The sequence below is a fragment of the Chimaeribacter californicus genome, from assembly GCF_002858675.1.
GTDB classification, from domain to species: domain Bacteria; phylum Pseudomonadota; class Gammaproteobacteria; order Enterobacterales; family Enterobacteriaceae; genus Chimaeribacter; species Chimaeribacter californicus.
In genome coordinates this window covers 135,851-160,762 of sequence record NZ_PJZF01000006.1, presented here as the reverse complement: position 1 = coordinate 160,762, position 24,912 = coordinate 135,851, and the positions used below count along the sequence as shown (strand labels likewise).

At 60.1% G+C, this 24,912-nt stretch carries 21 protein-coding genes and 1 tRNA gene; 14 read left to right on the top strand and 8 right to left on the bottom strand.

Going from position 1 to position 24,912, the window contains the following annotated elements; translation table 11 throughout:
* The first annotated feature begins 43 nt into the window (after nucleotides 1-43).
* Both CYR55_RS09665 and CYR55_RS09660 read left to right on the top strand, forming a co-directional pair.
* The gene (locus CYR55_RS09665) at nucleotides 44-1,582 is read left to right on the top strand and encodes an FAD-dependent oxidoreductase (RefSeq protein ID WP_101815930.1); all 1,539 of its coding nucleotides are present in this window, start codon (nucleotides 44-46) and stop codon (nucleotides 1,580-1,582) included.
* A gap of 388 nt (nucleotides 1,583-1,970) precedes the next feature.
* Nucleotides 1,971-2,120, top strand: a complete 150-nt coding sequence (locus CYR55_RS09660; RefSeq protein ID WP_101815966.1) for a Hok/Gef family protein — start codon at nucleotides 1,971-1,973, stop codon at nucleotides 2,118-2,120.
* A gap of 186 nt (nucleotides 2,121-2,306) precedes the next feature.
* Here CYR55_RS09660 and CYR55_RS09655 read toward each other — a convergent pair.
* From CYR55_RS09655 to CYR55_RS09640, 4 genes are all read right to left on the bottom strand, one after another.
* Nucleotides 2,307-2,383 (bottom strand) — tRNA-Pro (locus tag CYR55_RS09655).
* Nucleotides 2,384-2,478: 95 nt separating this feature from the next.
* A complete protein-coding gene (gene eptB / locus CYR55_RS09650; protein ID WP_101815929.1) occupies nucleotides 2,479-4,155 on the bottom strand; it encodes a kdo(2)-lipid A phosphoethanolamine 7''-transferase in 1,677 nt (558 codons plus the stop codon).
* 234 nt (nucleotides 4,156-4,389) lie between these two features.
* Entirely contained in the window at nucleotides 4,390-4,815 is a 426-nt protein-coding gene (locus CYR55_RS09645; protein ID WP_072927677.1) for an organic hydroperoxide resistance protein, read from the bottom strand.
* Nucleotides 4,816-4,995: 180 nt separating this feature from the next.
* Nucleotides 4,996-5,454 carry a MarR family winged helix-turn-helix transcriptional regulator gene (locus tag CYR55_RS09640; protein WP_101815928.1) on the bottom strand — a complete coding sequence of 153 codons (459 nt, stop codon included), beginning with the start codon at nucleotides 5,452-5,454 and terminating at the stop codon, nucleotides 4,996-4,998.
* A gap of 244 nt (nucleotides 5,455-5,698) precedes the next feature.
* Here CYR55_RS09640 and CYR55_RS09635 point away from each other — a divergent pair, with 244 nt between their 5' ends.
* The gene (locus CYR55_RS09635) at nucleotides 5,699-6,301 is read left to right on the top strand and encodes an HD domain-containing protein (RefSeq protein ID WP_101815927.1); all 603 of its coding nucleotides are present in this window, start codon (nucleotides 5,699-5,701) and stop codon (nucleotides 6,299-6,301) included.
* Here CYR55_RS09635 and CYR55_RS09630 read toward each other — a convergent pair.
* On the bottom strand, nucleotides 6,292-7,716 hold the full coding sequence (locus CYR55_RS09630; protein WP_420912728.1) for an alpha/beta hydrolase: 1,425 nt from the start codon (nucleotides 7,714-7,716) through the stop codon (nucleotides 6,292-6,294). The genes CYR55_RS09635 and CYR55_RS09630 overlap by 10 nt on opposite strands.
* A gap of 276 nt (nucleotides 7,717-7,992) precedes the next feature.
* Between CYR55_RS09630 and atzF the strand changes: the two genes are divergently transcribed.
* From atzF to urtE, 8 genes are all read left to right on the top strand, one after another.
* Nucleotides 7,993-9,822, top strand: coding sequence for an allophanate hydrolase (gene atzF / locus CYR55_RS09625; RefSeq protein ID WP_101815925.1), 1,830 nt, complete (start codon nucleotides 7,993-7,995; stop codon nucleotides 9,820-9,822).
* Between the two features lie 11 nt (nucleotides 9,823-9,833).
* Entirely contained in the window at nucleotides 9,834-13,466 is a 3,633-nt protein-coding gene (gene uca / locus CYR55_RS09620) for an urea carboxylase (RefSeq protein WP_101815924.1), read from the top strand.
* A 39-nt stretch (nucleotides 13,467-13,505) separates the two neighbouring features.
* Nucleotides 13,506-14,246 (top strand): GntR family transcriptional regulator, encoded by a 741-nt coding sequence (locus CYR55_RS09615; protein WP_101815923.1) that lies wholly within the window; start codon nucleotides 13,506-13,508, stop codon nucleotides 14,244-14,246.
* Nucleotides 14,247-14,399: 153 nt separating this feature from the next.
* Nucleotides 14,400-15,671 (top strand): urea ABC transporter substrate-binding protein, encoded by a 1,272-nt coding sequence (gene urtA / locus CYR55_RS09610; protein WP_101815922.1) that lies wholly within the window; start codon nucleotides 14,400-14,402, stop codon nucleotides 15,669-15,671.
* Between the two features lie 43 nt (nucleotides 15,672-15,714).
* A complete protein-coding gene (urtB, locus tag CYR55_RS09605) occupies nucleotides 15,715-17,289 on the top strand; it encodes an urea ABC transporter permease subunit UrtB (protein WP_101815921.1) in 1,575 nt (524 codons plus the stop codon).
* Nucleotides 17,289-18,380, top strand: a complete 1,092-nt coding sequence (gene urtC, locus CYR55_RS09600; protein WP_101815920.1) for an urea ABC transporter permease subunit UrtC — start codon at nucleotides 17,289-17,291, stop codon at nucleotides 18,378-18,380. The genes urtB and urtC overlap by 1 nt, the downstream gene beginning before the upstream one ends.
* Nucleotides 18,370-19,164, top strand: coding sequence for an urea ABC transporter ATP-binding protein UrtD (urtD, locus tag CYR55_RS09595; RefSeq protein ID WP_175580792.1), 795 nt, complete (start codon nucleotides 18,370-18,372; stop codon nucleotides 19,162-19,164). Before urtC ends, urtD begins: the two co-directional genes overlap by 11 nt.
* 9 nt (nucleotides 19,165-19,173) lie before the next feature.
* Nucleotides 19,174-19,872, top strand: coding sequence for an urea ABC transporter ATP-binding subunit UrtE (gene urtE, locus CYR55_RS09590; RefSeq protein WP_101815919.1), 699 nt, complete (start codon nucleotides 19,174-19,176; stop codon nucleotides 19,870-19,872).
* Nucleotides 19,873-19,928: 56 nt separating this feature from the next.
* Here urtE and CYR55_RS09585 read toward each other — a convergent pair whose 3' ends face one another.
* The 3 genes from CYR55_RS09585 to CYR55_RS09565 form a co-directional block, all read right to left on the bottom strand.
* On the bottom strand, nucleotides 19,929-20,177 hold the full coding sequence (locus CYR55_RS09585) for a GlsB/YeaQ/YmgE family stress response membrane protein (RefSeq protein ID WP_101815918.1): 249 nt from the start codon (nucleotides 20,175-20,177) through the stop codon (nucleotides 19,929-19,931).
* 335 nt (nucleotides 20,178-20,512) lie between these two features.
* On the bottom strand, nucleotides 20,513-20,992 hold the full coding sequence (locus CYR55_RS09580; protein ID WP_101815917.1) for an Hcp family type VI secretion system effector: 480 nt from the start codon (nucleotides 20,990-20,992) through the stop codon (nucleotides 20,513-20,515).
* A 506-nt stretch (nucleotides 20,993-21,498) separates the two neighbouring features.
* Nucleotides 21,499-22,188, bottom strand: coding sequence for a hypothetical protein (locus tag CYR55_RS09565; RefSeq protein ID WP_241522119.1), 690 nt, complete (start codon nucleotides 22,186-22,188; stop codon nucleotides 21,499-21,501).
* Nucleotides 22,189-22,591: 403 nt separating this feature from the next.
* On the opposite strand from CYR55_RS09565, the gene bhsA reads away from it, so the two are divergent.
* From bhsA to CYR55_RS09545, 3 genes are all read left to right on the top strand, one after another.
* A complete protein-coding gene (gene bhsA, locus CYR55_RS09555) occupies nucleotides 22,592-22,849 on the top strand; it encodes a multiple stress resistance protein BhsA (protein ID WP_101815912.1) in 258 nt (85 codons plus the stop codon).
* Nucleotides 22,850-23,038: 189 nt separating this feature from the next.
* Nucleotides 23,039-23,662, top strand: a complete 624-nt coding sequence (locus tag CYR55_RS09550) for a LysE family translocator (protein ID WP_101815911.1) — start codon at nucleotides 23,039-23,041, stop codon at nucleotides 23,660-23,662.
* 196 nt (nucleotides 23,663-23,858) lie between these two features.
* A complete protein-coding gene (locus tag CYR55_RS09545; protein WP_241522118.1) occupies nucleotides 23,859-24,884 on the top strand; it encodes an SDR family oxidoreductase in 1,026 nt (341 codons plus the stop codon).
* Nucleotides 24,885-24,912 lie beyond the last annotated feature (28 nt).

Genomic DNA, 24,912 nt, shown 5'->3' with positions numbered 1-24,912 from the left:
AAGACACACCTCTTCTGATAACAGCTTATAAAAGGAGCATGTCGTGGCCTATCAACAGGTAATTGCATTGTCGGCACTGACCGACAGCCAACCCGAACCGATCACGCTGGGCGAGCAAAAAATTATAGTGGTGCGGCGTGGCGATCGTGTCCACGCCTTCCAGGCAACTTGCCCTCATGCCGGCGCCCCCCTGGCAGAAGGTGCCGTGTGTGACGGCAAGCTGGTGTGCCCATGGCACAAAGCGGTTTACTCCCTGGATGACGGCATGCTGCTGGAGCCTCCGGCGCTGGAGGGGCTGACCCGCTATGCGGTGAAAACAGAAGAAGGCGCGGTATGGGTTGACCCGGAAACCACCCTGCCGCCCGCCACCCCAGATGCCCCGGATGACAAAGGCACGCTGGTGATTCTTGGTGCCGGGGCTGCCGGCAGTGCGGCACTGAGTGCGCTGCATGAACGCGGCTACACCGGCCGGATCATTGCCATTGATGCTGAAAAACAGGCCGGTTATGACCGTACGGCGCTGAGCAAATTTGTGCCGATGGGCAGTATGGCGGTGGACGATGTGCCGGAACTGCTGGATGAGGACGTCACCGGCGAGGCAAATGTGAAGCGCATTACCGCACGGGTGGCGCAACTCGACAGCCTGGCGCGCACGCTGGTGCTGGAAGACCAGCGCCGCATCACCTTCGATTCATTGCTGATTGCCAGCGGCGGGCGGCCGCAGGTGCCGGATCTGCCGGGCGTGAACCTGAGCGGCATCCATGTGCTGCGTAACCTCCAGCATGAAAAAACCCTGCTGCACGCGGTGGATACCCTGAAAAAGCTGGTGATTGTCGGCAGTAATTTCATCGGCATGGAGATGGCCGCCGCCCTGCGCAAACGCGGCATTGAAGTTACAGTGATTGCGCCGCACCCGCTGCCGTTTGAAGCGCAGTTCGGCCCGCGCATAGCGCACTATTTCCGTGAGCTGCACGAGTCGCATGGGGTGACCTTTGTGGATGGCGAAGCCACCGGTTTCAGCGGCGATCGCTGCGTCACGGCGGTGCAGCTGAAAGATGGCCGGGAAATCCCTGCCGATCTGGTATTGCTGGCAACCGGCATTGAACCGGTGACCTCCTTTATCCATGATTTACCGCTGTGTGAAGACGGTAGCCTGAAGGTTAACCAGGCGATGCAGGCGGCGGAAAACATCTATGCGGTGGGGGATATCGCCACCTTCCCCTATGAGGGCAAGCCGATCCGCATTGAGCACTGGCGGGTTGCGCAACAGCAAGGGCGCGTTGCCGCAGTCAATATGCTGGGAGGCAACGAAGTATTCGACCGTATTCCGTTCTTCTGGACACAGCATTACGGTACCCGTTTCGACTACCTCGGCCATCCGCAACGCTGGGATCAGATCGATCTGATCGGATCACTGGAAGCGCAGAACTTTGTGGCGCTGTATGGCCTGAAAGAGCAGTTGGTTGCGGTCGTGGCCACCGGCCGTGAACGCACCACCGGCAGGCTGATGATGGAAATGCAAAAGCACGAGCTGAGCATGGCGCATGCCCGGCGGGTCGTGCATGAGACTGCTCAGGCCTGAAGACGACTATTTCCCGGCCGCCTGCGGGCGGCCATTATTATTTCCCGCCCTTCCCTGCCGTTATAAGAAATATTCCTTTTTCTCACCGCGTTATTAATGACAGGTTCCTGTTACAGGTTTCACTCCCCTTATTTAGTCGCATTAAAACGATTTATTTAGCAATGAATTGCTTTTATTCGTGCGAGCAAAAAATATCAATGATTAAAAGGGGATAGCATCAGGAAATAAGGCGTACACTGCGCGGCGGGTGCTTAAGGCTGTCTGGCTTAAGCATCGGTCAGGCAGAGAAAAGCCCCACGAGGTATACACCAACGTGGGGCTAACACTCACACCTGAACAATGTGGATGTTAGCCTCTTAACCGCCGCAAGGCAATGGAGGAAACTGATATGCTGCAGAAGTTTAATACCGGGGTTTTTATGGTGTGCTTTACCATCCTGGTTTTTACCTGGCTGGTACGTGATTCACTTTGTGAATTACAGGTCACCATGGGAAACACCACGCTTGCAGCGGTATTAGCCTACGAAGTTAAACGTTAAGAGCAGCAGCGGGGCGGCCAATCGCCCCGCTGATTGAGCATTGTCAGGCCGGGCCTTCAGCACCCGTTTTTTATCACCGCCTTACCCGCACAGCAGGCAGAACGGCAACTCGCAGGCAATAAAAAACCCGCTAACCAGAGGTTGCGGGTTTTTTATTTCACGGGTCGGGAACCGTGATGCAGAATTTGGTCGGTGAGAGAGGATTCGAACCTCCGACCCCTTCGTCCCGAACGAAGTGCGCTACCAGGCTGCGCCACTCACCGAGAGTGCGGGCGCATCTTACTGCCGCTGCGCCTCTACCGTCAATCCCTTTTTTCTATGCTTTTCATCAACTGTTTATTAATTCAACAGCACGCCATTACGCCTTATTGGGCAGGTGGCACCAGTTGTTTTTCGGGTTGATCCCGCCGTCCGGCGAGGTGTAGCCCAGGCAACCCAGAATCGAGTCATACAGCTCAGTGTGGCGATGGGTTTCCCCTATGCGCTGCTGCGCCTGCAACTGCTCAAAGGCGCTGCGGTGCTCCGGCTGGGCGAGGAATTTGTCCGAGGCCCAGACCATCAGCGGCACGCGGAATTGCTCCGGCGGCGCCATTTCACGCGGCGTGCCGTGGAAATGGTAATTCTCGTCAATCGACTCCCCGTGGTCAGCGGCATAGAACACCAGCGCTTTCTTGTCGCGCACCTGATCGATGACGTTATCAATAAAGCTGTCGGTATAGAGCACGCTGTTATCAAAGGCGTTGATCAGCTGTTGCTTGCTGCAGGACTGGTCCACGCCCATGCACTCCGGGGTGTAGCGCGCATACTCACGCGGGTAGCGCTGGGAGTAGAGGTAGTGCGAGCCTTTGGTGTGCAGCACGATCAGGTGCTTGCCGGTCGGGTAGCGTTTCAGCGATTCATGCATCTCATTCACCAGCAGCATGTCGTCTACCGGTTTACCGTCGTTGCGTTTTTCAGAGGCAATCAGCTCACGGAATGAGAAGTTGTTCGGGTTGGTGTTGTTGTAGAACCACACCTCGCTCTGCATGGCGAACAGCTCCGAGGTAAAGCCCAGCGAACGCAACACAGCAAACACATTCTGCTCTTTCAGCGTGCGCTGCGGGTTATCTTCTACCCCGCCCTCACGCACGAACATGCAACGCAGTGACAGCTTGGTGGAGGTATCACACGAGGTGCCTTTGAAGGCCACCAGGTTCTTCTCTTTGGAGAGGCGCGGCGTGGTGTCGCGGTTATAGCCGAGCATCCCCATGTGGTCCCAGCGGGTGGTTTCACCGATGATAAACACCACGTAGGTATCATCGATACCCGCCGGGGGGATATAGGTGAACTGTTTGGCCGGGTTAGCCAGATCTTCCGCGTCCTGGCTTTCGTCATACTGGGTATAGGCAAACAGCCCCAGCGCTGCCAGCCAGTTAGACGGCAGATAAGAGTGCGCCACCACGCCGCCGTAGCTCGGCATATCAATATTGGTGAGTTTCTCGTTGGCGGACTGCTCCATGTCCAGCAGGCGCAGCGGCAGCCAGACCAGCAACCCGACGCCCAGCAGCACCGCCAGCGGTTTGATGCGGTGGCCCGGCGTTTTGATCTGCTCGATCAGGGTAAAGCTGAGGTTATTTTTCCAGATCAACAGCAGCGGCAAGGCGCTGACAGCCGCCATCCACAGGATAAAGTGGTAGCCAATCACCTCTTTCGACAGATCCACATCCGTAGTCATTACCGACACAATAATGCCGTAGCCAATCACCACGTTGAAAAAAGTCATGTAGTAGCTGGCTGCCACGGAAACCAGCACCAGCAGTGAGGCAATCAGGCGGTAAAAGAGTTTGCCGCCAAGCGACACCATACGCATCACGAAGAAAGTGAACAGCACAATGGCAATCACTTCCGTCACGGCGGAAATCAGTTGTAAGGTATGTACGCCCTGGGTGAAGGTGTCAAAACGACGGTAAAAAACGGAAAAATTAAGAAAAATGCCGATATAAATCGCTAACAAGAGAGAAAGATTTTGTTGCGATAGAGTTTTAACTCTATTCATGTACTGTCTGAACCCCGGTCCGATAACGCAATCTGAATCAATCAGACATTATTGATCAAATCAGGTTCATTTAGCTGCTGAATAAATGCTTAATGAATCACCAAACCCAGAAAATTCCGAGCGAAAAGCAGCGAAAATTTCCGAAAAGGCGATGAAAACAGGCAATTGATAAAAAAAGAGGGAAGATCCCTCTTTTTTATAAACAACGATAATGTTTTGTTTTCGAAAACAGACTTATTTGATGTTCAGGGTCACATCAATATTGCCGCGGGTGGCGTTTGAATAGGGGCAAACCACGTGCGCTTTCTTCACCAGATCTTCTGCTACGCTGCGCTCAACGCCCGGCAGGCTGATGTCCAGCTGCACTTCAATCGCAAAGCCGGTCGGTACCGGGCCGATGCCGACGGTGCCTTCAATCTGCGCCTCAGCCGGGATTTTTACCTTTTCCTGTGACGCCACATATTTCAGCGCGCCGAGGAAGCAGGCGGAGTAACCGGCCGCAAACAGCTGCTCCGGGTTGGTGGCTTCACCACCTGCACCGCCCATCTCTTTCGGCACGCCCAGTTTCACATCCAGCACGCCATCTGACGAGGTAGCACGGCCATCACGGCCGCCGGTGGCTTTGGCATGGGCCTGGTAAACAACTTTTTCGATAGACATACACATTTCCTTCTTTGGGTAGGAAGAGACCGGCGCAGGGCCGGGCTGATGGTGCACAAGCTCACGATTAAATCGTGTGCTATATAAATAAGCGTAACATACTAAGTATAGAGCAGCGCGCCGCGATGTCGCGGATTTTACCTCCTGCCCAACGATGAAGCTGCCGGGCAGGGCAGCCTGTCAGCCCTTCTTCAACAGGTTGCCGCGCAACAATTCCAGCTGCTGCTTAATGCCGTTCAACTGCTCGGTGCTGCACGCGGCGGCACAGGCCACCGCTTCCGGCACCGATTGCGCCTGCGAGCGTAAGTCACGCCCGGCGTCGGTCAGGGTAATCAGAACCTGACGCTCATCGGCGGCGGCACGGCGGCGCATCAACAGCCCGGCACTCTCCAGCCGTTTCAGCAGCGGCGTGAGGGTGGCGGAGTCAAGAAACAGCCGCTCGCCAATCTCAGAAACCGTGACGCCATCCCGCTCCCACAACACCAGCATCACCAGGTATTGCGGGTAGGTGAGGCCGAGTTGCGCCAGCAACGTGCGGTACACTTTGTGCAACGCCAGGTTGGCGGAATAGAGCGCGAAGCACATCTGTTGGTCGAGGTGCATCATCGGCAGGTCAGGCAAAACGTCATCTGTTTTCATGTTCATGGTGTCAATATAGATAGTGTACGATATAATAGCAAGACTTCATTATGTAAAAGCGCGCCGCAGCCTAAGTCTGCTCTGAAAAAGCGGGCGGTAAGCGGCGTAATGCGGTAAACCACGCTATCTTGAAAGGAGTCACAAAGCGTATGAGCCGCCTTCTTCTGCATGAGCCATAGGGGTTGGCGTGCATGTTTCTTGCCTGCCGATGCAGGCCGCGCCACAGGGATAAAGGGAGAAATTCATGACGACTTTAGTTGAACGCGCCCGTTTGTTTGCGGGCAAAGCCCACGCCGGCATTAACCAGCGCCGCAAGTATACGGACGATCCTTACATTGTGCATCCGCGCGCCGTCGCGGAAATTGTCAGCCGCGTGCCGCATACTGAAGCGATGCTGGCCGCTGCCTGGCTGCATGACACGGTAGAAGACACCCCCGCCACCCTTCATGACATTGAGCGTGAATTCGGGCTGGAGGTGGCCATGCTGGTGGGGATGCTGACCAACGCCAGCCAGCCGGACGAAGGTGACCGCATCCAGCGGAAAAATCTCGACCGCCGCCACACTGCGCAGGCCAGCCCACAGGCCAAAACCATCAAACTGGCGGATCTGATCGATAACCTTGATGAGATCCTGGAATATGATGCTGACTTCGCCAAAACCTACCTGATCGAAAAACGGTTACAGCTTGAGGTGCTGAAAGAGGGCAACAAAACTCTGTGGAAGCGCGCCCGCAAGATCATTGACCAGGCACTCGACAGCCTGCACCAGCCGCCGTACAACGTCCCGGCGCAATGGTTCCGCGACACCGAACGCGCCTACCTGAACGCTGACCGCCCTCACTCCTGACCGATGCCCTGATCAATCCGCGCCAGCAGATAGGGGTAAAACGGGTTCGATGCGATGCGCATCAGCGCATCCATACTCTCCACCAGCGCCCCGCGCTCCCCGCGCGACGCCAGCGTTCCCAGGCTGATGCCGAACTGATGCGGCTCCGTGGGCGTGCGGCCATAGAGCGAATCATCAGCCGGAAACGGCAGCGCCACATGGGACAGCGAATAGATCTCCGGCGGGTAAGGAATGCCCAGCACCTGTTGCTGCGGCACCCGTTGCCCGGCGCTGAGCCTGACGGCGACGGCGGAATCCCCGGCGGTAACCGCGCTTTGCGGGCCATTACTGATGATGGTGGTGGTGTAGCGGCGCGGCGGTGCGGGCAGCAGCGTATCGATCGCGGTGTCCGCATCCGGCCTGAGCAGCGGGCCGAAATCCGCCCGGCGGTTGATGTCAAACAGCACCAGCTCACTGCCGTTGGCCGGCAACCGGTTATAGAGGGCATCCACCACGGCGCGGGTGCTGACGGTGGAATCCAGCACGGACTGGAACGTCAGCACCGGCGGCAGCTGCGCCAGCTGCCCGCTGCGCTGCGCCTGTGCAATCTGCTGTTGCAGCGCCTGGGTTAACTGCCAGGACTGGCGCGCGCCGTTGACCGGGAACGAGTTATATTTGAACGGGTTGAACTCCGGCAGAATACTGAGCCAGGCCGCTTTGGCAAACGGCGGGAACACGGCGGGCCAGCCGGCGATCCCGGCAAAGCGGGCGTAAGCGGTGACGCCTATCATCGGCGAAATCAGGATCACCCGCTGCGGCCGCGGCAAGGTGTTATCCTGCAAAGCATCCAGCGTATATTTCATCGCCAGTGCGCCGCCGTTGGAAAAGCCCACCAGTTGCAGCGGCGCACCCGGCCCCACTTTTGCCCGCGCCTCACGCACCGCCAGCCGGGTGGCGGCCAGCCAGTCTTCCCAGCTGACGCGGGTCAGCGCACCCGGCACCGTGCCGTGCGCCGGTAACCGGATCCCTACCACCAGCCAGCCGCGCTGCCGGTAGTGCGCCGCCAGGTGGCGCAAACTGTAGGGGGAATCGGTCAGCCCGTGCAGCATCACCACCGCGCCGCGCGGCTGGCCCGGCGGCACCAGTTCATACGAGCGGTTCCAGTCGTGGCGGAAATGCTCCGGGTAGATCGGGCTGCCCTCGAAATAGCGGTTGAGCGGCAAACGCTCGCTGCTGTCGAGTTTCTGCGTCACATTGCGGTAGACGTCATCAAACGCCACTTGCTCGGCCTTCAGGTAGCCTGCCCAGTCGGTGTGGTCCAGCGCGGCAGCCTCCAGCTCAGGCGGCGCTTCGGTGTGCCACGGCTCCAGCGCCGGGCCGCGCTGCGTGTCATACACCCGCACCGTAAACAGCGTCACGGCCGCGACGGCCACCATAATCGCCAGGCGTTTCGCCCTCTTCCTGAATGCCCGAAACCGCATGCCGCCTCACCGTTGCTGAGTCAATGATGGTGATCATCATAGCCCGCCCAGCGCAAATCCGGCACCCCGCCGGTGTGCGCCTTCAGCGCGCAGAAAATGGTCAACGCTGGTGCACAGCCTCCCACCTTTTTGTCACCACAAACAAATACCCTATGTATATCAATAAATTGCATTGTGGCACGCACTTTGCTCTGGTGAATTCAATCTTGTGTACAGGGTGGAATTCAGCAGATGCAACCGACTCCTTATAACGGCTTTACCCTTGATGAATGGCAACAGCACTACCGCGCCGCGCCACAAACGCTTTTCACCACGTTACAGGTGGTGCTTACCGCGCTGGACGCGCAGGACAATGCCTGGATTTACCGCGCCACGGTGGAACAGCTCAAAGAGCAGGCCGATGCCCTGCTGCACCGGTTGGAGGAACAGGGTGGCGATCTGGCGGCGTTCCCGCTGTTTGGCGTGCCGTTCGCGGTCAAAGACAACATCGACGTCGGCGGCTGGCCCACCAGCGCCGCCTGCCCGGCGTTTACCTATCAGGCGGAGCATGACGCCGCCGTGGTGGCGAACCTGCGCGCCAAAGGGGCGATCGCGCTCGGCAAAACCAACCTCGACCAGTTCGCTACCGGGCTGGTCGGCACCCGTTCGCCGTTCGGCGCGGTCAGCAACAGCTTTAACCCGGCCTATGTCAGCGGCGGCTCCAGCGCCGGTTCCGCGTCAGCCGTGGCACGCGGGCTGGTGGCTTTTGCGCTCGGCACCGACACCGCCGGTTCCGGCCGCGTCCCTGCCGGGTTTAACAATATTGTCGGGCTGAAACCCACCAAAGGCTGGCTCTCCAACCGGGGCGTGGTGCCGGCCTGCCGGTTGAATGACTGCGTGTCGGTGTTCGCCCTCACGGTCACCGATGCGCTGGCCGTGGCAAAGGCGGCAGGCGGTTACGACGCGGCCGATGCCTATTCGCGCCGCAACCCGCACACCGCCCCGGTGATGATGCCCGCCGCCCCGCGCTTTGCGGTGCCGGACAGCCTGGAATTCTTCGGCGATACGCAGAACCCGCAGGCGTTCGCTGCCGCGCTGGCGCAGTTGAAAGCCTCCGGCATCACGCTGGAGACGGTAGATTTCAGCCCGTTCCGGGCATTAGCGGAGCAACTTTACCAGGGGCCGTGGGTCGCCGAGCGCACCGTGGCCGTGGGCGCGCTGCTGGATGAGCAGCCGGAGGCGATGGACCCGGTGGTGCGCGGCATTGTTGCCGGCGGTAAAAATTACAGCGCCTGTGATGCCTGGCGCGCCGAGTACCTGCGGGCGGAACTTGCCCGCCAGATTAACGACACGCTGGCCGCCTTTGATGCACTGGTGGTACCGACCTCGCCGACCATCCGCACGATCGACGAGATGGCGCAGGAGCCGGTGCGTTACAACGCCCAGTTCGGTACCTACACCAATTTCACCAATCTGGCCGACCTCAGCGCGCTGGCCCTGCCCGCCACCCTGCGTGAAGATGGCCTGCCCGCCGGGATCACGCTGATCGCCCCCGCCTGGCATGATGCCGCGCTGGCGGATTTCGGCCAGCGCTGGCAGCAAACCCTGCCCCTGCCGCTGGGGGCCACCGGCCGTGCGCTGCCGCCCGCCTACCTCACCCCACCGCTGCCGCCCACCGAAGGGGTGGTGCTGGTGGCGGTGGTGGGCGCACACCTCACCGGGATGCCGCTCAACCACCAGCTGACCACCCGCCGCGCGGTGTTATTGGAGCAGACCACCACCGCCGCCCATTACCGCCTGTTCGCCCTGCCCGGCACCCAGCCGCCCAAACCCGGCCTGGTCAGTGACGCGGGCGGCAGCGCCATCACGGTAGAACTGTGGGCGATGCCGCTGGCGCGCTTCGGCGAGTTCGTGGCGGAGATCCCTGCCCCGCTCGGCATCGGTACGCTGGAACTGGCGGACGGCCGCCGGGTGAAAGGGTTTATCTGTGAGCCTGCGGCGCTGAACGGCGCGCAGGAGATCACCTCCTTTGGCGGCTGGCGCAATTACCTCAGCAGCCTCTCCCCCTCCACTGCGTCCTGAGGAACTGCGCCATGTTCACCACTGTTTTGATTGCTAACCGCGGCGAAATCGCCTGCCGGGCCATCCGCACCCTGAAAAAACGCGGCATCACCAGCGTGGCGGTGTATGCCGGGCCGGATCGCAATGCGCCGCACGTCAGTGAGGCAGAGATCGCCATTGCGCTGGGCGGTGAGAAACCCGCCGACACTTATCTCGACATCGGCAAAATCCTCACGGCCGCAAAACAGAGCGGCGCGCAGGCGATTTTTCCCGGTTACGGGTTTTTATCCGAGAGCGCGGAATTTGCCGACGCCTGCGAGGCGGCCGGGCTGGCCTTTATCGGCCCGACGGCGCAGCAGATCCGTGAATTCGGCCTGAAGCACCGCGCGCGGGAGCTGGCCGCCGCCGCCGGGGTGCCGATGACGCCCGGCACCGGTTTGCTGGCGGATCTTGACGCGGCGCTGGCAGCGGCAGAACAGATTGGCTACCCGGTGATGCTGAAAAGCACGGCGGGCGGCGGCGGCATTGGCTTAACGCGCTGTGACAACGCGGACGCGCTGCGGGATGCCTGGGAAAGTGTGCGGCGGCTCGGCGGGCAGTTCTTCCGCGATGACGGCGTATTCCTGGAGCGGTTTATCGACCGGGCGCGCCACGTCGAGGTGCAGATCTTTGGCGATGGTCAGGGCCGCGTGGTGGCGCTGGGTGAACGTGACTGCTCACTGCAGCGCCGCAACCAGAAGGTGATTGAGGAGACGCCCGCGCCGCACCTGCCGGAAGCGACCCGTACCGCGCTGCTCCGGGCGGCCGTGGCGCTGGGCGAGTCGGTGAACTACCGCAGCGCCGGAACGGTGGAGTTCATTTATGACGCGGCGCAGGAGGCATTCTATTTCCTGGAAGTGAACACCCGGCTTCAGGTCGAGCACCCGGTCACGGAGCTGGTCACCGGCCTCGACCTGATCGACTGCATGTTGCAGGTGGCCGCGGGTGACACGCCGGACTGGCTGCATCTGGCGCGCGCGCCGCACGGCGCGGCGATAGAGGTGCGGTTATACGCAGAAGATCCGCTGCGCAATTTCCAGCCCAGCCCCGGCGTGCTGACCGATGTGCACTTCCCGGAGGGCGTGCGGGTGGATGGCTGGGTCTCGACCGGCAGCGACGTGTCGGCATTCTACGACCCGATGATCGCCAAACTGATTGTGTATGGCGAGAACCGCACGCAGGCGCTGGAGAAACTGGTGGCGGCGCTCAACGCCACCCGGCTGCACGGCATCGCCACCAACCTCGATTACCTGCGCCAGATCGTTGCCACCGACGCCTTCCGCCACGGCGAGGTCTGGACGCGCATGCTCGACAGCTTCACCTACCGCCCGCAGGCGATTGAAGTGCTGCAACCCGGCACCTACAGCAGCGTGCAGGATTTCCCCGGCCGGTTGGGCTATTGGGATATCGGCGTGCCGCCGTCCGGGCCGATGGATGATTTCGCTTTCCGGCTGGCAAACCGGATTGTCGGCAACCACCCGGACGCCGCCGGGCTGGAGTTCACGCTTCAGGGGCCGACGCTGCGCTTCCATGCCGATGCCCTGATCGCCCTGACCGGGGCCGATTGCCCGGCAGATCTTGACGGCTCGCCGGTACGCTACGCCGAGCCGGTGGCCGTCAGTGCCGGGCAGACGCTGACGCTCGGCCGTGCGCGCCATGGCTGCCGCACCTATCTGGCGGTGCGCAACGGGCTGGATGTGCCGGTCTATCTCGGCAGCCGTTCGACCTTTGCCCTGGGTGCGTTTGGCGGCCACGCCGGGCGCACGCTGCGGGTGGCGGACCTGCTGCCTATCTCCCAGCCGCACCTGCCCGCCTGCACCACCCCCGCGCCGACTGACGCGCCGCAGGCCGCCGATGCCGCGCTGCTGCCGCACTACGGCAACCTGTGGCACATCGGCGTGTTGTACGGGCCGCACGGCGCGCCGGATTTCTTCACCCCGGAATCGATAGCGGAATTTTTCGCGGCGGAATGGCAGGTGCATTACAACTCCAACCGGCTGGGCGTGCGCCTCACCGGGCCGAAACCGGCCTGGGCGCGGCAGGACGGCGGCGAGGCGGGGCTGCACCCCTCCAACGTGCATGACTGCGAATACGCCATCGGCGCGATCAACTTTACCGGCGATTTCCCGGTGATCCTCACCCGCGACGGGCCAAGCCTCGGCGGTTTCGTCTGCCCGGTGACCATCGCTAAAGCCGAGCTATGGAAAGTCGGGCAGGTGAAACCGGGCGACCGCCTGCGCTTCCACCCGATCAGCATCGAGCAGGCGCTGGCGCTGGAACAGGCGCAGGCGGGCACCCTCGCCACCCTCAGCCCGGTAGAGGCGCTGGCGCTGCCGGCACCGTCGCTGCTGCCGGAGAGCACGCCATCGGCGGCGATTCTGGCTACCCTGCCCGCCACGGTGGAGCGCCCGGCGGTGGTCTACCGGCAGGCGGGTGACAGCTACATTTTGCTGGAATATGGCGACAACGTGCTCGATCTGGCGCTGCGGCTGCGGCTTTACCTGCTGATGCAGGCGATCCGCGAGGCGGCGGTGGCGGGCATTGCCGAACTCGCCCCCGGCGTGCGCTCGCTGCAAATCCGCTATGACAGCCGTACCCTCAGCCAGTCGGCGCTGCTGCAACTGCTGCTGACGCTGGAAAACCAGTTGGGCGACGTCAGCACGCTGAAAGTGCCGACGCGCATCGTGCATTTGCCGATGGCATTTGAAGATTCCGCCACGCTGGGCGCGGTGGAACGATACCGCGAAACGGTGCGCGACCAGGCCCCCTGGCTGCCGAACAACGTCGATTTCATCCAGCGCATCAACGGGCTGGCGAGCCGCGAGGCGGTGCGTGACATCATTTTCAGCGCCAGTTACCTGATCCTCGGGCTGGGCGACGTCTACCTCGGCGCGCCCTGTGCCGTGCCGCTCGACCCGCGCCACCGGCTGTTCAGCTCCAAATACAACCCGGCGCGCACCTACACCGCCGAAGGCACCGTGGGCATCGGCGGGATGTACATGTGCATCTACGGCATGGATTCGCCGGGCGGCTACCAGCTGGTAGGGCGCACGCTGCCGATCTGGAACAAATTCCTCAAAAATCCGCAATTCGCCCCCGGCGAACCCTGGCTGCTGCACTTCTTCGATCAGGTGCGCTTCTACCCGGTCAGCGAAGCGGAGCTGGACGTCTTCCGCGAGGCGTTCCGCGAAGGGCGCGCCAAGGTGAAGATTGAACCGGGCGAGTTCGATTTCGCGGAGTACACCCGCTTTTTAACGGAGAACGCCGACGATATCAACGCGTTCCGCGCCCGTCAGCAGGCTGCGTTCACCACGGAGGTGGCGCACTGGCAGGCCGAAGAGAGCGCCGCCGTGGCGGAGGCGGCCAACCGCCCGCAGCCGCTGGAGGAGAGCGAAGGCGAAGGGCAACTGGTCAGCGCCGATCTCAACGGCAACGTCTGGAAAATCCTGGTGCAGCCGGGCGACGTGGTCACCCAGGGGCAGCCGCTGATCGTGGTCGAGGCGATGAAAATGGAGCTGTCGGTGTATGCGCCCTGCGCCGGGACGGTAACGCAGATCCGCTGCCGCCCCGGCCGCCCGGTCGGCCCCGGCGATGCACTGCTGTGGCTTGATACTGCCGCCTCATAACGGAGACGGGCCGGGCAAACCGGCCCCTTAAGGACGCCTATGCAACTTGCCGGACACCACACCAAAGCCCGCCCGGAAGGGCTGGCAGAACGGATTTACCAGCAACTGAAACAGGACATTTTTGACTTCCGCCTGCTGCCCGGCGACCGCTTCAGCGAGAGCGAAATCGCCGGGCGGATGGCGGTCAGCCGCACGCCGGTGCGGCAGGCGCTGTTCTGGCTGGAGCGTGAGGGCTATGTCGAGGTGCATTTCCGCAGCGGCTGGCAGGTGAAACCGTTCGATTTCGCCTATTTCGAACAGCTGTATGACCTGCGGATTGTGCTGGAACTGGAAGCGGTGAAGCGGCTCTGCGCCCGCCACGGTGAGGCGCTGCCCGCGCTGCTGCTGCCGGTGGTGGATTTCTGGATCGACCAGCCGCCGCTGCCGGACGGCGTTGAGGTATCGCGCTTTGACGAGGCGTTCCACATGGCGCTGGTGGAGGCGGTGGGCAACGGGGAAATGGCGCGTATCCACCGTGACCTGACCGAGAAGATCCGCATCATCCGGCGGCTCGACTTCACCCAGGGCGCGCGCGTCAGCGCCACCTACCGCGAGCATGCCGCGGTGCTGCACGCCATTATGCAGCGCCGTACCGGCGAGGCGCAGCGCCTGCTGCATGACCATATCGCCGTCAGCAAGGCGGAAGTGCGCAAAATCACGCTGCACCGGCTGCATGAGGCGCGCACGGCACCCCCGGGTGCTGGGGAGGATGACGGGGCGCGCCCCGCCCCACACGGTTAACGCAAAAACAGTCACCCGCGCAGTCAGCGGGAAAACAACACCGTCACCCGCGCCACCCGCGCGGAACGGGAACAGCACCGCCTGCCGCGGCAGGCAGGGCGTCGCCGGGTTTCCGCGCGCCTTTACCTTCACTTTTCATCAGGAGTGCGTTTTATGCAACCTCGCCGCTTTATCAACGCTTTTGCCCTCTCCGCCACCATGGTCAGCTTTGGCCTGGCGTTCGGCGCCCAGGCCGCCGACACCATCAAAGTCGGCATCATGCACTCGCTCTCCGGCACCATGGCGATCTCTGAAACGCCGCTCAAGGATGTGGCGCTGATGACCATCGATGACATCAACGCCAAAGGCGGCGTGCTCGGCAAAAAGCTCGAGCCGGTGGTGGTCGACCCGGCCTCCAACTGGCCGCTGTTTGCCGAAAAGGCGCGCCAGCTGCTGACGCAGGACAAGGCCGCCGTGGTGTTCGGCTGCTGGACGTCGGTGTCACGCAAGTCGGTGCTGCCGGTGTTTGAGGAGCTGAACGGCCTGCTGTTCTACCCGGTGCAGTATGAGGGCGAAGAGATGTCGCCGAACGTCTTCTACACCGGTGCCGCGCCGAACCAGCAGGCGATCCCGGCAGTGGAGTACCTGATGAGTGAAGACGGCGGCGAAGCCAAACGCTTCTTCCTGCTCGGCACCGATTACGTCTACCCGCGCACCACCAACAAAATCCTGCGGGCGTTCCTGCATTCCAAAGGCGTACAGGACAAAGACATCGAAGAGGTCTACACGCCGTTCGGTTACAGCGATTACCAGACCATCGTCACCAACATCAAAAAATTCGCCGCCGGCGGCAAAACCGCGGTGGTCTCCACCATCAACGGCGACTCCAACGTGCCGTTCTATAAAGAGCTGGCGAATCAGGGCGTGAAAGCCACCGATGTGCCGGTGGTGGCCTTCTCGGTGGGGGAAGAGGAGTTGCGCGGCATCGACACCAAACCGCTGGTGGGCGATCTGGCGGCCTGGAACTATTTCCAGTCGGTGGACAACCCGACCAACAAGGCGTTTGTCACCGAATGGAAAGCCTACGCCAAAGCGCACAACCTGCCGAACGCCGCCTCAGCCGTCACCAACGACCCGATGGAAGCGACCTATGTCGGCATCCATATGTGGGCGCAGGCGGTGGAGAAAGCGGGCACCACTGACGTCAACAAAGTGCGTGACGCCATGGCCGGACAGACCTTCGCCGCGCCGTCCGGTTTCACCCTGACCATGGACCAGACCAACCACCACCTGCACAAACCGGTGATGATTGGCGAGATTGAGCCGGGCGGCCAGTTCAACGTGGTGTGGCAGACCGATAAGCCGATCCGCGCCCAGCCGTGGAGCCCGTACATTCCCGGCAATGACAAAAAACCGGACACGCCGGTGAAAACCAGCGGCCAGTAACCGACCGGGGCCGGGTTCGCCCGGCCCGCACAGGAGATCTCCGATGCGACTCCCTTTCATTATGCGCCTGCTGATAGCAACGCTCGGCTGCCTGCCGTGGCTGGCGCAGGCCGGGCCGGCGGATGAGTTCGCCGCCGCCAACCGCAGCCAGCAGGCGACATTGTTACAGGCGTGGGCCGCCGATCCCCAACCGGCGCGGCTGCCGCTGTTGCAGGCGCTGAAGCAGGAAAACGTGGTGGTTGACCAGGCAAAACACGCCTTCACCCGCCAGGGCGAGACGTTAACGCCGCTGGAAGGCAACGCCGCGCCGGTGGGCGACACCAAAAAAGTCTGGCTGAACAACCGTCTGCGGAATCTGATCGCCAATGCGCTGGCGGCGCACCGGCTGGTCAGCACCGATACCGCCACCCGGTTGCAGGCGGCCACCTCGCTGCAACGGGAGGCACAACCTGACCAGTTGCCGCTGCTCACGGCGCGGCTGGCGCAGGAAAAAGACCCGGGCGTCCATGCGGCGCTGGCGCTGGCGATGGCCAACCTGCAACTGGCCGATGCCGACCCGCAGGTGCGGCTGGCGGCGGTACACCTGCTCGGTGACGCGGCCGACCCGGACACCCAGGCGCGGCTGCAACCGCTGACCGACGCCCGCACCGAACCCGATGCCGCCGTGCGCCGCGCCGCCGGGGAGAGCCTGGCGCAGATCCACCACCGGCTGCTGATCGGTGACCTGCTCGGGCAGGCGTTTACCGGGCTGTCGCTCGGTTCGATTCTGCTGCTGGCGGCGCTCGGGCTGGCGATCACCTACGGGCTGCTGGGCGTGATCAACATGGCGCACGGCGAAATGCTGATGCTCGGCGCGTATGCCACCTGGCTGGTGCAGTCGCTGTTCCAGCACTACGCGCCCGGCTGGCTGGCGCTCTACCCGCTGGCGGCGCTGCCGGTGGCGTTCTTTATCACCGCCGGGATCGGCATGGCGCTGGAGCGCACGGTGATCCGCCATCTCTATGGCCGCCCGCTGGAGACGCTGCTGGCGACCTGGGGCATCAGCCTGATGCTGATTCAGGGGGTGCGGATGCTGTTCGGCGCGCAGAATGTCGAAGTTGCCAACCCGGCGTGGCTCTCCGGCGGCATCCAGCTGTTGCCGAACCTGGTGCTGCCGTGGAACCGCATCGCGGTGATTGTGTTCGTGCTGCTGGTGCTGGCGCTGACCTGGCTGCTGCTGAATAAAACCCGCCTTGGGCTGAATGTGCGCGCCGTGACCCAGAACCGGGCCATGGCCGCCTGCTGCGGCGTGCCGACCGGCCGCATCGACATGCTGGCTTTCGGCCTCGGCTCCGGCATCGCCGGGCTGGGCGGCGTGGCGCTGTCGCAGCTTGGCAACGTCGGCCCGGAACTGGGCCAGGGCTACATCATCGATTCATTCCTGGTGGTGGTGCTGGGCGGCGTCGGCCAGCTGGCGGGCAGCGTGGTGGCAGCGTTTGGGCTGGGGATCGTCAATAAAATCCTCGAGCCGCAGATGGGCGCAGTGCTGGGCAAGATCCTGATTCTGGCGCTGATTATCCTGTTTATCCAAAAACGTCCGCAGGGGCTGTTCGCCTTCAAGGGCCGGGTGACTGACTGATGACACAACCACTGACCTTAACCGGCGTGCAGAAAGCGCCGCGCCTGACCCTGAGCCTCGGCACCCTGGCGCTGCTGGTGTTGCTGGTGTTGCCGTTTCTGGCGCTGCTGCCGGCGGCGCACCCGCTTTCGATCTCCACCTACACCCTGACGTTGATCGGCAAGATCCTCTGTTATGCGATCGTCGCGATCGCGCTGGATCTGGTCTGGGGCTATGCCGGGCTGCTGTCGCTGGGGCATGGGCTGTTTTTTGCCCTCGGCGGTTACGCGATGGGCATGTACCTGATGCGGCAGGCGGCGGGCGACGGCCTGCCGGCGTTTATGTCTTTCCTGTCGTGGTCGGAGCTGCCATGGTTCTGGGCCGGTACGCAATATTTCGCCTGGGCGCTCTGCCTGATTGTGCTGGTGCCGGGGGTGCTGGCGTTCGTGTTTGGCTTCTTTGCCTTCCGCTCGAAGATCAAAGGCGTCTACTTTTCGATCATGACGCAGGCGCTGACCTACGCCGGGATGCTGCTGTTTTTCCGTAATGAGACCGGCTTCGGCGGCAATAACGGCTTTACCGGCTTCACCACCCTGCTCGGCTTCCCGATCACCGCCACGGCTACCCGCATCGGGCTGTTTGTGGCGACGGTGCTGCTGCTGGCCGCCAGCCTGGTGCTGGGCTTTGCGCTGGCGAAAAGCAAATTCGGCCGGGTGCTGACTGCCGTGCGTGACGCTGAAAACCGCCTGACCTTCTGCGGCTATGACCCGCGCGGCTTCAAGCTGTTTGTCTGGACGCTCTCCGCCGTGCTGTGCGGGCTGGCCGGGGCGCTCTATGTGCCGCAGGTCGGCATCATCAACCCCGGCGAGATGTCCCCGACGAACTCGATTGAGGCGGCGATCTGGGTGGCGCTCGGCGGGCGCGGCACGCTGGTGGGGCCGCTGCTGGGCGCCGGGATTGTCAACGGTGCCAAGAGCTGGTTCACCGTGGCGATGCCGGAATACTGGCAATTCTTCCTCGGCGGGATGTTTATCCTGGTGACGCTCTGCCTGCCGCAGGGCGTGATCGGGCTGCTGCGCCGGAAAAAACAGGGGCAACGCGATGATCACTGAACCGCTGTTCACCCAGCCGCACCCGGCGGACAAATACCGTGACCAGCGTGACCCGATTTTGTCGCTGGAAAAGATTAACGTCAGTTTTGACGGCTTCCGCGCGCTGACCGATCTCTCGCTGCAAATCGGTGTCGGGGAGCTGCGCTGCATTATCGGCCCCAACGGCGCGGGCAAAACCACGCTGATGGATGTGATCACCGGCAAAACCCGGCCGCAGAGCGGCAGCGTCATCTATGACCAGCGCACCGACCTCACCCGCCTGGCACCGATGGCGATTGCGCAGGCCGGTATCGGCCGTAAATTCCAGAAACCCACGGTGTTTGAGGCGCTGACGGTGTCTGAGAATCTGGAGATTGCGCAGAAAGCGGATAAGTCCGTCTGGGCCTCGCTGCGCGCCCGGCTGAGCAGCGAGCAGCGTGACCGCATCGATGAGATGCTCACCACCCTGCGGCTGGCCGCCGAGCGCCACCGCCCCGCCGGGCTGCTGTCGCACGGGCAGAAGCAGTTCCTGGAGATTGGGATGCTGCTGGTACAGGAGCCGCACCTGCTGCTGCTCGACGAGCCGGCCGCCGGTATGACTGACGCGGAAACCGAGTACACCGCCGAGCTGTTCCGCTCGCTGGCCGGTAAGCATTCGCTGATGGTGGTAGAGCATGACATGGGCTTTGTGGAAACCATCGCCGACCATGTGACGGTGCTGCACCAGGGGCAGGTGCTGGCGGAAGGCTCGCTGCAACAGGTGCAGGCCAACGAGCAGGTGATTGAGGTTTATCTTGGGCGCTGAGGGGGAAAAATGTTACAGGTCACGGATCTGAACCAGTATTACGGCGGCAGCCACATTTTGCGCGGCCTGTCGTTTGAGGCGCGCATCGGGGAAGTCACCTGTCTGCTGGGGCGTAACGGCGTGGGCAAAACCACCCTGCTGAAGTGTTTGATGGGGCTGCTGCCGGCCAAATCCGGCACCGTTCACTGGCAGAATGAGGCGATCACCCGCCGCAAACCGCACCAGCGGGTGCAGGCAGGCATGGCGTATGTGCCGCAGGGGCGCGAGATCTTCCCCCGGCTGACGGTGGAGGAGAACCTGCTGATGGGGCTGTCGCGCTTTAGCGGCGCGCAGGCGCGGCAGGTACCGGAGGAGATTTACCAGCTGTTCCCGGTACTTAAGGCGATGAAACAGCGGCGCGGCGGCGATCTCTCCGGCGGCCAGCAGCAGCAACTGGCGATTGGCCGGGCGCTGGCCTGCAAGCCGCAGCTGTTAATTCTGGACGAACCCACTGAAGGCATTCAGCCTTCGGTGATCAAGGAAATCGGGCAGGTGATCCGCACGCTGGCGGCACGCGGCGATATGGCGATTCTGCTGGTGGAGCAATTCTATGATTTCGCAGCAGAACTGGCCGACAGCTACCTGGTGATGTCACGCGGCAACATCATCCAGCGCGGACGCGGCACCACCATGGAGGCAGACGGCGTGCGGTCGCTGGTGGCGATCTGACATAAAAAAACCCCGGAGGCACCAGCCTGCGGGGTTTTCCAGCGCCTGATAACAGGTCAGCTGCGGACTTTACGGTAGATAAACAGCACGACCAGCGCACCGATAACCGCGACAACGAAACTGCCGAAGTTGAAGCCATCCACCCGGCCAAAGCCGAAGAACGTACTGATCCAGCCACCGACCACGGCACCGATAATCCCCAGGATGATGGTAATGAAGAAGCCACCGCCATCTTTACCCGGCATGATCCACTTAGCCAGGATACCTGCGATCAGACCAAAAATAACCCAAGATAAAATTCCCATAGACTCCTCCAACAGTGTCTTTAGCCGGGCTGTTACGCCATGTGGGCGTCGCCACAGCGACATGTTTACGTTCCTGTACCGCCCCGGCCTCTCCCGCCGGACGGTGTAAACAGAGTTAAGTCTAGCAGGGGTTAAGAAAACTGCACAAAATCAGCATGTAGGCGCTTACTTCTTCATCGGATGCGTTTTTTTCGTCGCCTGGCGGCCCTTTTCTATTATGAGGATCTGTTGGGTCAGCGCCGGCGGCCGCTGTATGTGAGATAGGGGGTCACCTGTGGGCAGCGGCAGGGCATCCTTAAAAGAGGGCGGCGGCTGCCGTTTTATCCTGGCGTATTTTAATAGGTCGCGAAGTTATTCCATTGGTCGGTGTGGATGATGTTACCGTCACAATATTTCCAGGTTATTTTCTCATAACAAAGCAAAATGGTTTCAAGATGCGTTTTGGTTGATGCCCCAGGATAGACATCAGGGGTTATAGAGAGAATCTTTGCATTTTCCATTATCGTATTAAAATATTCTACTTCTATCCCTGCTTCGTTTATCGAGTAATTTTTAATGACTGCCGATTTAAGTTTGGCATTTGTGGTTAATGCTTTATATAAAAAAGGGGTAGTACGATCGGCCTCTTTTTGGAACATAATGGGGGTATGAATCCGGGTTCCCGTCAGGCGGCCTGTATGCCCATCGGCAGGGATATTGACATTATGTGTGAGGGATTTTAGCTCAATCGCACCGACCCTTCCATTCACCAACGATGACCCCACAATAGGGGAGCCGTTTTCATCCGTTAACCATAAATACGCTGGATTTGACATGTTAACTCCTTATTTTATTGAGTATGTTTTATTTGAACTTCTCGAATCTTTTTGTAATACGAGGGAAAAACCAGATTATAGCAATAATGGTAAAAAACATTAGCCCCCACCAATATTGAGGAAGTACATACAACCACAGCACGCCAAAAAATAAAATTATCAATGGCAGCAGTAAATTATATATAATAAGTGTAATCAAGGTCTTAAACACAATACTTTTCTCTACAATCAATAATCATGAAAGAGCTATTGTCTGCACCGGTGCCGTTTTCATCCGTTAACCATAAATACGCTGGATTTGACATGTTAACTCCTTATTTTTTAATTGTACTCAGTTGTATTTCTCAAACCTTCTTGAAATGCGGGAGAAAAACCAAACCAGGAAAACAAGCGTGACGAGCATTAACTCCCACCAATATTCAGGAAGCAAAAACAGCCATAGGAAGGCAAACGCTAAGATTGTTAAGGGAAAAATTGCGTTATCTATTATAAGTATGATTAAAACTTTAAACACCGTAATTCTCCCTGATATAGTCAGTGAGCTTATCCAAATCGGTAAAGGCATCGGATCTCACCTTCTTAATAAGGTCTACAAGCAGGGGCTCCGCAAAGTAATAGAGCATCTCCAGTTTTGCGTGATACAGCAACCAGTAATATTCCGGGTCAATCGCTTTCAGCGCTCTGGCAGCCAGAGCTGCTTTTTGTTGCATCCCAAAGAACTGGAGTAGAAAAACAGCCTTAGGTATCTGACCTGATATTTTTTCAACAACAATCTTTGACAGAAAACCTGATTGTGCCAGGGCTTCAGAGAGGGCGGAGGCGAGGGCATATCGTGTCCCGCCTGTGACGGTTATGTTGCTGGCAAAGCCAGCCACGGATGTAACCAACTCACGGGCCGAACCTTTTGGACTCCCCTCTTTTATATCCTCACATATCTTTTTAAAGTATAAATAAAGCATATGTTGAATGACATCACAGTGTCTATAAATGGACAACATGGAATAGAGTGACCGCACCTCTTCAGCTTTTAACTCCTGACAAACATTGTTATAACCTGGGATAAAACAGGAAGAATACCAGCTTGCGCGCTCTAAACCTGAATAAATATCAGATGCCACCCCCATAGCGGCTTGCATCGTGCCCCTAAACCCGTTCTGTGCAACCAGCGCTAAATGCCTGTCATGTTGGAACTTCATTCTTAAATATTCAGACGCCCGCATTTTACCTCTCCCTATAGCAGGGTGTTGAGCATAATCCAGAACAGTAATATGTTAAAAACCACCCTAGGCCGGTAATTAATCTCAGACAAGAGGAATCATTTTAAAATTTGATTTAACGCAAACTTTAAAATCAATAAAATAAAAGGTTAAATTAGGTTTCTTATTATTCACTGCCTAATATTGCAAATTCGATAAATCATTTATGAGCATGCCCTCAATACCCATAGAAACATACGCAAAGCATTCACCAATTTTTTTGAATGAGTTCCTCAAAACAACCCGTTTTTCTTTTGCCCTGCCGCCGCCTATGCTTATCTCATCGAAAGGGAACGCCCTTTCACAGCTGATAAATTCACTGATTACTGACAGGAAACTCATCATGAAAAACATCAAATATTTTGCTGTAGCTGTTGCTCTTTCCCTGGCTGCTTTTACCGGTACGGCCGGTGCCGCCACCCTGACCCAGCAGGACGCCGGTGAAAAACTGGGTGTGGTCACCGCCAGCGGTGCCACCGACCTCTCTACCGTAGAAGCCCAACTGGCTGCGAAAGCCCAGCAGGCGGGTGCCTCTTCCTATCGCATTATTGCCGTCAGCGGTAACAATAAACTGCACGGTACCGCAGAGCTGTATAAATAAGCCCGATGCGTTCAGGTGATGCCGGCAGGCGCGCGCCATGCCGGTTCACTGCTGCCCGATGTAACCGCCTTCCGCTGTTTACATGCCGTTTTCCGGTACGCATTCCACAATGACAACTTCGAATTAACAAGCGGTTGCCTGCCTTTTCAGCAGCTTATATGCTGGCGTCTTTCGTTAGCCGGAGCCGCCATGACCCTCACTGAATCCCTGATCTCTTTCTCGTTTGCTGCCGGGGTACTGACCCTGACGCCGGGGCTGGACACTGCGCTTATCCTGCGCACCGCCGCCACGGAAAACAGCCGTAAAGCCCTGCAAGCCGCCATGGGCATTAACGCCGGTTGCCTGGTATGGGGCGCGCTGGTGGCACTGGGGATGGGGGCGCTGCTGGCGGCCTCTGAAATCGCCTTTACCACCCTGAAATGGATCGGCGCAGGCTACCTTTGCTGGCTTGGTTTGAACATGATCCTGCGGCCGCGCACCGCGATGGCCCCGGAAACTCCCACTGCCAACGCCCGCGGCAGTAACTGGTTCGTTAAAGGGCTGTTCGGCAATCTGCTTAACCCCAAAATGGGCGTGTTTTATGTCTCCTTCCTGCCGCAGTTTGTACCGTCCGGTTACCCGATGGCCGTGTCGGTGTTCAGCCTGGCGGTGATCCATGTGCTGATCGGCACTTTGTGGTCCTGCACGCTGATTGCTGCCACCCGCCCGCTGGCACGCTGGCTGCGCCGCACGGCCGTGGTTAAAACGCTGGATCGGCTGACCGGCTGCGTTTTCCTGGCCTTTGCTGCCCGGCTGGCAACCACGCGACGCTGAGCTTCTTCTGCAAAAGCGCCGCGCCCCAAGCAGGCCGCTGTAAATGCCGGAAATTCCGGCCGTGGTGTGATGGGTTGTTACATCAATTTTGCGCAATTTATGGACGGCCGTCACATGCCCACTATTCTTTAAGGGTTACTCCCCCTTTTTCCGGCCAGCCCGGACAAAGACAATGCAGACCTTAAGGAGGCAGGAAGTGGAACCCACAGGCAAAAAAGGTATTTCGCGGCGACAGGTCGTCGGTGGCATGTTAGGCGGCGTGGCGGCGGGCATGACCCTGCCGGGCGCGGCGCAGGCAGCCACCGGGGAAACCGGTACAGGCGGGCAGGCCGTGCCGCTGGCGGTTAAACAAAACCCCCTTGATCAGTACCCGAAACCACCCTTCGCCCGCCAGCCGCAAGATCCGCCGGGGCTGGCAGGCAAAATGCAGCCGCGCCCCGATCATGGTGAAAACAGCTACCGGGGTGCCGGCAAACTGGTTGGCCGCAAGGCACTGATCACCGGGGGCGACTCGGGCATCGGCCGTGCAGCGGCAATCGCTTACGCCCGCGAAGGGGCCGACGTCGCGATTAACTACCTGCCGGTTGAAGAACCGGATGCCCGCGAAGTGATCGATCTGATCCGCGCCGAAGGGCGTAACGCGGTGGCGATCCCCGGCGATCTGCGTGACGAGGCATTCTGTAAAAAACTGGTGAGTGAGGCCGTGGATAAACTGGGCGGGCTGGATATTTTAGTGAATAACGCCGGCCACCAGCAGTCCATAGATTCAATCCTGGATCTGACCAGTGAACAGTTTGATACCACCTTCAAAACCAACGTGTATGCGATGTTCTGGCTGACCAAAGCCGCGATCCCACACCTGCAACCTGGTGCGGCGATCATCAATACCGCCTCTGTACAGGCGTTCAAGCCGGGTGAGGCCCTGCTGGACTACGCCTCTACCAAGGCTGCGATTGTGGCGTTTACCAAAGCGCTGGCCAAGCAGATCGCACAGAAAGGGATTCGCGTTAACGCCGTGGCACCCGGCCCCTACTGGACACCGTTGCAGTCCAGCGGCGGCCAGCCACAGGACAAAGTGATGCAATTCGGCAGCGAGGCACCGTTTGGCCGCCCCGGCCAGCCGGTGGAAATTGCCCCACTGTATGTGCTGCTGGCCTCTCAGGAAGCAAGTTTCACGTCCGGCCAGGTCTGGGGATCAGACGGCGGCACCGGTACAGCCTGATCCTGCGTTTTCCGGCGCGGCCTTTGCC